Genomic DNA, 7460 nt, shown 5'->3' on the forward strand with positions numbered 1-7460 from the left:
GTGGTGGGGGCGGCGGCGGGCTCGTTGCTGGTGCAGCCCGCCGCTAACAGAACGGCTCCGCCGACGAGGAATCCCCTGCGCGCGACGTTCTCACTCATGGTGCTCTCTCCTTCAAGTTCCGCCGCTGGAGAAGGACGGCGACGACGATGATCAGGCCCTTGGCGATCAGCTGGTCGCTGGTGTTGAGCCCGTTGAGAATGAACAGGTTCGTGATGAGGGTGAAGATCAGCAGGCCCAGGATCGAGCCGATGATCGTGCCCCGGCCGCCGGTCAGCAGGGTGCCGCCGATGATGACGGCCGCGATGGCGTCCAGTTCGTACAGGTCGCCGTGGGTGGACGAGCCTGTCGTCGTACGGGCCATGATGAGGATGGCGGCGATGCCGCAGCACAGGCCGGACAGCGCGTAGAGCAGCATCGTGTGCCTGCGTACGTCGATGCCGGCGAGCCTGGCCGCCTCGGGGTTGCCGCCGACCGCGTAGGTGCGGCGGCCGAAGGTGGTGCGGTTGAGCAGGACCCAGCCGAGCGCCACGACCAGCGCGAAGATGTAGACGAGCAGCGGGATGCCGAGCACCCGCTCGGTAGACAGGCTCACCAGGGCGGTGTTGTCGCTCTGGATGAGCTGGGTCTTGCGGTCCGACATGCGCTGGGCCAGGCCGCGGGCGGCCACCAGCATGGCCAGGGTGGCGATGAACGGCACCAGCCGCCCGTACGCGATGAGCAGCCCGTTGACCAGCCCGGCCCCGGTGCCGACGAGGATGGCGCAGAGTGCCATGATCACCGGCCCGTACGACTGGGTGGCGAGCGTGGTGGCCCACACCGAGGCGAGCGCCATGATCGCGCCGACTGACAGGTCGATGCCGCCGCCGATGATCACGAACGTGGCGCCGACCGTGATGACGCCGATCGTGGCGGCCAGCGACAACATGCTGACCAGGTTCGAGGCGGTGGGGAAGTTCTCCGGCCTGGTGACCAGGCCGACGACGACCAGCAGCGCGATGGCGCCGAGCAGGCCGACGTGGCGCAGTTCGCCGAAGCCGCCCCAGCGCGGCAATGCCCCCGGCAGTGCCGTCTTGGCGGCTCGCGTATCCAACGGGCTTCCGGGGTCGCTCATCGGGCCGTTCCCCCCTCTGCCTGCGGGTTCTCGGGGTCGCTCATCAGGCGGCCCTCCCCTCCATGATCATGTCGAGCACCTGGTGCTCGTCGAGTTCCCCGGCCTCGCCCTCGTGGATGACGACGCCTTCGCGCAGCACCAGCACCCGGTCGGCCAGGCCGAGCACCTCGGGCACCTCGCTGGAGACCAGCAGCACGCCGATGCCCTGGTCGGCCAGGTCGCGGATGACCGCGTACAGTTCGGCCCTGGCGCCCACGTCCACGCCGCGGGTGGGCTCGTCGAGCAGCAGCAGCTTCCTGCCGCCGATCAGCCAGCGGGCGAGCACGGCCTTCTGCTGGTTGCCGCCGGACAGGGTCCTGATCGGGCGTTCCGGGTCGGGTGGGCGGATGTCGAGCAGTTCGGCCAGGCGTTTGGCCTCGGCGCGTTCGCGCCGCCGGTCGAGCCAGCCGAACCTGGCGAACCCCGGCAGCGTGCCCAGCGTGATGTTGGCGGTGACGCTCTGGTCGAGCAGCAGCGCCTGTGCCTTGCGTTCCTCGGGGGCCAGGCCCATGCCGCGGCGCACGGTGTGGACGACGCCGCGCCGCACCGGCCTGCCCGACAGCAGCACCCGTCCGGGGGCGGGGCGCGCGCCGTAGACGGCCTCCAGGATCTCGGTGCGTCCAGAGCCGACGAGCCCGGCGAGGCCGACGATCTCGCCCGCGTGCACCGCGAAGGTGACGCCGGGCGCGGTGAGGTCCTCCACCCGCAGCACCTCCTCGCCACGCGGCCTGGACAATCGGGGCGGGAAGACGTACTCGACGTTCCTGCCGGTCATGAGCGAGACGATCTCCGCGGTCGGCGTCTCGCGGGCCGGCAGGCCGACGGCGACCGTACGGCCGTCCTTCAGCACGGTGACGCGGTCGCCGATCTCGCGGATCTCCTCCAGCCGGTGCGAGATGTAGACCACGGCCACGCCCTGCGCGGTCAGCTCGCGGATGATGCGGAAGAGGTTGGCGACCTCGTCGTGGGCGAGCGCCGCCGACGGCTCGTCCATGATGATGAGCTTGGCGTCGTACGACAGCGCGCGGGCCATCGAGACGACCTGCTTGGCCGCCGGCGACAGCCGCCCGACCTCGGTGGACGGACGGATCTCCGGATGGCCGAGCCGCGTCAGCACGTCGCGGGCGGCCCGGTTGGCGGCCGCGTTGTTGACGAAGCCGAGCCTGGCGTGCTCGTGGCCGAGGTAGATGTTCTCGGCCACGCTAAGCCCGTCGACCAGGTCGAGTTCCTGGTAGATGGTGGCGAAGCCGAGCCTGATGGCGTCGATGGGGCTGCTCGGGCGTACTTCGGCGTCGTTGAAGACGATCGTGCCCTCGTCCGGCTGGTGCGCTCCGGCCAGGACCTTGATCAGGGTGGATTTGCCGGCGCCGTTCTGGCCGAGCAGGCAGTGCACTTCGCCGGCCCGCACCTCCAGGTCGACCCCGTCCAGCGCGCGCACGCCGGGAAACTGCTTGACGATGCCCTTCATGACCAGCATCGGGAGGGTGCCTTCCGGTTGGGGTGACTTCCGGTTGGGTGGTTACCAGTTGGGGGCTTCCGGTGGGGGACTTCCGATTGGGGGCTGCCGATTGGGGGACTTCAGGCGTGGACTTCAGGCGGGGACTTCAGGTGTGGACTTCAGGCGTTGACGATGCGGTTGATGTTCTCCGGTGACAGGTACTGCTCGATCGCGAGGTTCCCGGCGCCGAGCGCGGCGGCGTTCATCCCGGTACGGCTCGGCACGATCGACAGATGGTGCGTGGCCAGCGGCAGCGACCTGCGATAGACCGTCTCCCTGATGCCGGCCAGCAGGTGCTCGTGCACCCGGGAGAGCGCTCCGCCGATGACGATGACCTCGGGGTTGAAGAAGTTGACCAGGCTCGCCAGCACTTCGCCGATGAGCCGTCCGGCCTCACGCACGAGCCGCAGCGCCTGCGTGTTGCCCGACTGGACGAGCGCCACCACGTCCTTGCCCGACTCGGCGGGCAGGCCGAGCTCGGTCAGCCGCCGCGCCAGCGCGCCGCCGCCGGCCACGGCCTCCAGGCAGGCGCTGTTGCCGCAGCGGCAGCCCGCCTCCTCGTGACCGCTGACCCTGATGTGCCCGATGTCGCCGGCCGAGCCCTGCGCGCCGCGATGCAGGCTGCCCTCGGCCACGATGCCGCAGCCGATGCCGGTGCCGACCTTGACGAACAGCAGGTGCTTGGTGGCGGGGAAGGCGATGCGGTGCTCGCCGAGCGCCATCACGTTCACGTCGTTGTCGACCAGGACGGCCAGCCCGCCGAAGTATTCGGGAATCGGGTAGTCGTTCCAGCCGGGCATGATCGGCGGGTTGTTCGGCCGGCCCGTCGCGAACTCCACCGGGCCGGGCACGCCCATGCCCACCGCGCGCAACGCCGCCCTGGGCCGTCCGGCCTGGCCGAGCAGGTGATCGAGCCGCTGGTCGACGTGGGCCAGCACCTTGTCAGGCCCCTCGGACACCAGCAGCGGATCTTCACACTCGGCCAGCACGTTGCCCGAGATGTCGAGCAGCGCGATGCGGCAGTGCGTGGCGCCCAGGTCGACGCCGGCGAAAGCGTGGTCCTCGGTCTGCAGCCGCAGATGCCGCGGCGGCCGCCCGCCCGTGGACTCGCCGCTCTCGGTCTCCTCCACCAGACCGCGCTCGATCAGCGCGTCGACGCGCTGCGAAATCGTGGATCTGGCCAGCCCGGTGAGCCTGGCCAAGTCGGAACGGGTCGTCGCGGAACCGGCGCTGATGAGCGTCAGAACATCGCCGGGCGAGCCCGGTTGGGGGGTCATGTCGCGACAATAAGATCATCGATGCGGCAAATCAAGGGATCGGATCGCCTTAACTCCAACGACTTCCGCCGATCAACGAACAAAGTTGATGTTCTCGGCGCTCTTGCTCCACCCTGGCCCCGCGACGGACACCGCCGCGAACGCATGCCGCACAGCAGAGTTGCTTGACAAGCAAGCACATTAATCGGAGCATCCGAACCAGGCGAGCATTTCCCGGCATCTAGCCATCAGGAGAAGCACATGGAGCTTCGCTTCGTCGGCAGCACCTCCTCCAGCGGAGGCTGCCCCACGATCTACGAAACCGATCGCGGGACCCTCGTCATCCAGGGCATGCAGGTCGTCGACCTGGACACCCTGGCCCAGGCTCGCGACGTTCTCACGGGAGAGGCGTTCGTCGAGGTTCCCAAGGAACTGTTCCGTTTCCTAAGGTGACCGGCGTGGACCTTCTCACCGGTGCTGACTTCGAGCGTCTGTTCACCACCTTCAAGGTCTCCGCGTTCCGGCTGGAAACGCGCGAGCGCTATCACCTCGCCAAGAACGAAGAAGAGCCATTGCGTGAGTTCCTGGCCGGCCGCCCTGTGGACATGGAGTGGCTGCGGTTCTGGCTCGACCTCTCACGGCGGCACCGAGACGAAGGACGTTCCCTGCGGCGGGTGAGAGTCGTCACGCACCCGTTCTCGGACTACACCCGCTTCGGCCTGATGACGGCGGCGCACAATGTCCGCGCCGGCGACGACATCCGTTATCTGGAACGCACGGCGGCAGAGCGCGCGGAACTGCCGCGATCCGACTGGTGGCTGTTCGATGACGAGCGCGTCGCCTTCCTCCACTTCCGCGAGGACGACGTTCTTCTGGGAGCGGAGATCATCAGCGATCCGGCCGTCGTCGAACGGCACAGGCAATGGCAGGAGATCGCCTGGAGTCGGTCGGAATCACGCGAGGAGTTCGTGAAGAACCGTGCGTGACATCGCGCGTGCTCGTCAGGCCATCGGGGCCAGGCTCAAGCACCTCCGGCTCGATGCCAGGCTGACCGGGCGGCAGATCGCCGCCCAGTACGGCTGGCAGCCGTCCAAGATTTCAAAAATCGAGAGCGGCAAGCAGACGCCGTCGGAAGCCGACATCGAAGCGTGGTGCCACGCCGTCGAGCGACCGGACGAGGCTCCTGAATTGATCGGCTCCTTGCGAGCGATGGAGACGCTGTATGCGGAATGGCGTCGCCGGCTCCGGCTGGGCACCAGAGCCGAGCAACAGAACTGGCTGGAGATGGAGGCGGAGACCAGGAGTTTCCGTGTCTTCGAACCCTGTGTGATTCCCGGCCTCCTGCAGACCAGTGAATACGCACACCAGCGGCTCGCCCAGTCGATCGCGTTCTACGGAGCCCCCGACGATGTCGAGGAGGGCGTCGCCACGCGGCTTCGCCGCCAAGAGATTCTTTACGACCCGGCCCGCACATTCCATTTCGTCATACTCGAAACCGCCCTGTGGCTGGGCATGGCGCTGCCGGAGGCGATGTTCGGCCAATTGGACCGGCTGGTGGCCGCGGCGGCGATGCCCCGTGTCCGGCTGGGCATCGTCCCCATGCGAGCCATCCTTCCCTTTACCCCGTTGAACGGGTTCTGGCTGCTGGACGATCGGATGGTCCTGACCGAGACGTACGGCGCGGAACTGACCCTCACTTTGGCCGATGAGATCGACCAGCACGAGCGGATGTTCGACCTCTACTCCGAAGTCGCCCAATACGGCCCGCCCGCACGCCGCATGATCATGCAAGCGATCGACGCGCTGTCCCGAGTTGCCGGCGATACCCCGGCAGGTTGACACCGACCAGGGAGTTGGAGCAACTTCGAGCACATTGCTTGTCAGGCACCGCGGTTCGTACGGTCGAAGCATGTCTTCCTCGCCCTTCCGCTACCCGTACGTGATCGGCTGGACCGGCGAAGCCGAGCAGGTCAACTCGCTGAGGTGGAGGCCACGCCGCGGTGCCGACGGGCACGAACTGGCTTACGTCGAACCCGCGCGAGGCGACCACGAACTCGGCGTCCTCCTGCTGCGGCAGGGGCACCAGCGAAACGGGCGTCCGGACTTCAAGAGCGTCCACACTCGGCGACAGTGGCGGTGCATGACCAAGCGGCTGTGCCAGGTGTGCGCGAAATCGGCGGTGGACCGGGAAACGGGCCGGACCTGGTGGCTGCTGTCCAGGCAGAGCGGCATGGCCGCCGACGGCTATACCAACGCGCCACCGACCTGCCTCGCCTGCATCCCCGAGGCGATCACCGCATGCTCCCACCTGCGGCGGAACGCAGCGGTGTGCACCGTCGGCTCATGCGCGCCCTACGGGGTCCGCGCGGATCTGTTCCGTCCCGGGCGCCCGCCGTTCGAGCCGATGAAGACGAACGTGATTCGACTGTTCGGCGAGCACACCTCTCGCATTGCGTGGCACGTGAGCTGCTGATGAGGCTGAGCGACGTACGGCCGGCGCGTCTGTACGCGCAGGTGTCGTGCGTCGCCTGATCTCACCGTCGCACCGACCGGCCACGTGCCGTCGCTCGAGCCGTCGCTTGGACCATTGCTCTGCCCACGACCGCGACGGAACCCGACCGCACGGCGCCGCGACCGGGAAGACGACTCATCACCTGTCTCCATGGGCGGTCTGAGGGTCCTCAGCCGATCCCGTAGCGCCGGTTCAGCCACCGATAAGCCTGCAGCGCGGGCTGTTCGTCGGTGAACAGGTGGATGAGACGTCTCATGTGGCGGGTGAGCACGGCCGCGAACGCCTCGGCGAACAGTTCCGCCACGTCGTTCCGGTACGGCGGCGCGAGGTCGTCGCGCACGGCCAGGTGGAGCTCGTGCCAGGCCGAGGTACGGGACTGGCCGCCGTCCATGTGATCGACGGCGTGACCGAGCTCGTGACCGACCACCGACACCGACGGAGAGCCGACGCTGCCGACCCCGATGCGGCGAAGCGCCGGGTCGTACACGCCGGCGCTCCGAGTCCACGAACCCGGCTGTAACGGCAGCGGCACGTCGCGCAGGTGCTCGAACCCGGCGAGGTCGGGCACCGATCCGGCGCCGATGAGGATGCCGCCACTCAGATGGGCGGCCAGTCGCATGGCCAGCGGGTGCGGAACCGCCGAGACGGTCATGATCGACAGCAGGGTCTGCGGTGGCGGGAACGCGGTCGGGTCCCACGCGCGGACGAGGCGCGGCTCCAGCGGGCCGACATGCAACCATCCAGGTCTCGCACGGCTGTGGCCCGCCACCGATGTACGCTCCCGCTGCCCGCCTCGATCACGGCCGGGCCGGCGCCCGCCGCCTGGTCACCGTGAGTCGCACGGTGATCACGCGGAATCATAGTGTGCTGATCCTTTGCTCGCACATTGCCTTTTCAAGAGCAACGCATTGCTTCTTTTGAGAGCGCAGGTCTGTAGCGATCTGAGGGGGTTGAACGTCGTCAGGTACCTGAACTTGATCGGGCCGCCCGAGCGACCCAACCGGCCGACACCCACGCGGACGCGGTGGCTGGGCGGGGTGGTGG

Annotated in this window: 8 protein-coding genes; 4 read left to right on the plus strand and 4 right to left on the minus strand. The window is 68.3% G+C overall.

Annotation, left to right across the window (positions count from 1 at the left end):
* Positions 1-94: 94 nt before the first annotated feature.
* From HII36_RS51700 to HII36_RS51710, 3 genes are all read right to left on the minus strand, one after another.
* Entirely contained in the window at positions 95-1111 is a 1017-nt protein-coding gene (locus HII36_RS51700; RefSeq protein WP_173530768.1) for an ABC transporter permease, read from the minus strand.
* Between the two features lie 43 nt (positions 1112-1154).
* Positions 1155-2627 carry a sugar ABC transporter ATP-binding protein gene (locus HII36_RS51705; protein ID WP_173530769.1) on the minus strand — a complete coding sequence of 491 codons (1473 nt, stop codon included), beginning with the start codon at positions 2625-2627 and terminating at the stop codon, positions 1155-1157.
* 140 nt (positions 2628-2767) lie between these two features.
* Positions 2768-3925 (minus strand): ROK family transcriptional regulator, encoded by a 1158-nt coding sequence (locus HII36_RS51710; protein WP_173530770.1) that lies wholly within the window; start codon positions 3923-3925, stop codon positions 2768-2770.
* A gap of 240 nt (positions 3926-4165) precedes the next feature.
* Between HII36_RS51710 and HII36_RS51715 the strand changes: the two genes are divergently transcribed.
* The 4 genes from HII36_RS51715 to HII36_RS51730 all read left to right on the plus strand — a co-directional run bounded on the left by HII36_RS51715 (position 4166) and on the right by HII36_RS51730 (position 6377).
* Positions 4166-4357: a hypothetical protein gene (locus tag HII36_RS51715; protein WP_173530771.1), complete on the plus strand. Its 192-nt coding sequence runs from the start codon at positions 4166-4168 to the stop codon at positions 4355-4357.
* A gap of 5 nt (positions 4358-4362) precedes the next feature.
* Complete coding sequence (locus HII36_RS51720; protein WP_173530772.1) at positions 4363-4890, plus strand: DUF6879 family protein; 528 nt, start codon at positions 4363-4365, stop codon at positions 4888-4890.
* A complete protein-coding gene (locus HII36_RS51725; protein WP_173530773.1) occupies positions 4883-5743 on the plus strand; it encodes a helix-turn-helix domain-containing protein in 861 nt (286 codons plus the stop codon). The genes HII36_RS51720 and HII36_RS51725 overlap by 8 nt, the downstream gene beginning before the upstream one ends.
* A gap of 301 nt (positions 5744-6044) precedes the next feature.
* Positions 6045-6377 (plus strand): hypothetical protein, encoded by a 333-nt coding sequence (locus HII36_RS51730; protein ID WP_173530774.1) that lies wholly within the window; start codon positions 6045-6047, stop codon positions 6375-6377.
* 208 nt (positions 6378-6585) lie between these two features.
* Here the strand turns inward: HII36_RS51730 and HII36_RS51735 are convergent, their stop codons facing one another.
* Positions 6586-7152 carry a hypothetical protein gene (locus tag HII36_RS51735; RefSeq protein WP_173530775.1) on the minus strand — a complete coding sequence of 189 codons (567 nt, stop codon included), beginning with the start codon at positions 7150-7152 and terminating at the stop codon, positions 6586-6588.
* Between the last annotated feature and the right edge of the window lie 308 nt (positions 7153-7460).

The sequence above is a fragment of the Nonomuraea antri genome (assembly GCF_013283785.1).
In the GTDB taxonomy this organism is placed as follows: Bacteria; Actinomycetota; Actinomycetes; order Streptosporangiales; family Streptosporangiaceae; genus Nonomuraea; species Nonomuraea antri.

Coding starts and splice junctions, on each gene's coding strand:
- HII36_RS51700 (WP_173530768.1), bottom strand. CDS start 1,111: ATGAGCGACCCCGGAAGCCCGTTGGATACGCGAGCCGCCAAGACGGCA.
- HII36_RS51705 (WP_173530769.1), bottom strand. CDS start 2,627: ATGCTGGTCATGAAGGGCATCGTCAAGCAGTTTCCCGGCGTGCGCGCG.
- HII36_RS51710 (WP_173530770.1), bottom strand. CDS start 3,925: ATGACCCCCCAACCGGGCTCGCCCGGCGATGTTCTGACGCTCATCAGC.
- HII36_RS51715 (WP_173530771.1), top strand. CDS start 4,166: ATGGAGCTTCGCTTCGTCGGCAGCACCTCCTCCAGCGGAGGCTGCCCC.
- HII36_RS51730 (WP_173530774.1), top strand. CDS start 6,045: ATGACCAAGCGGCTGTGCCAGGTGTGCGCGAAATCGGCGGTGGACCGG.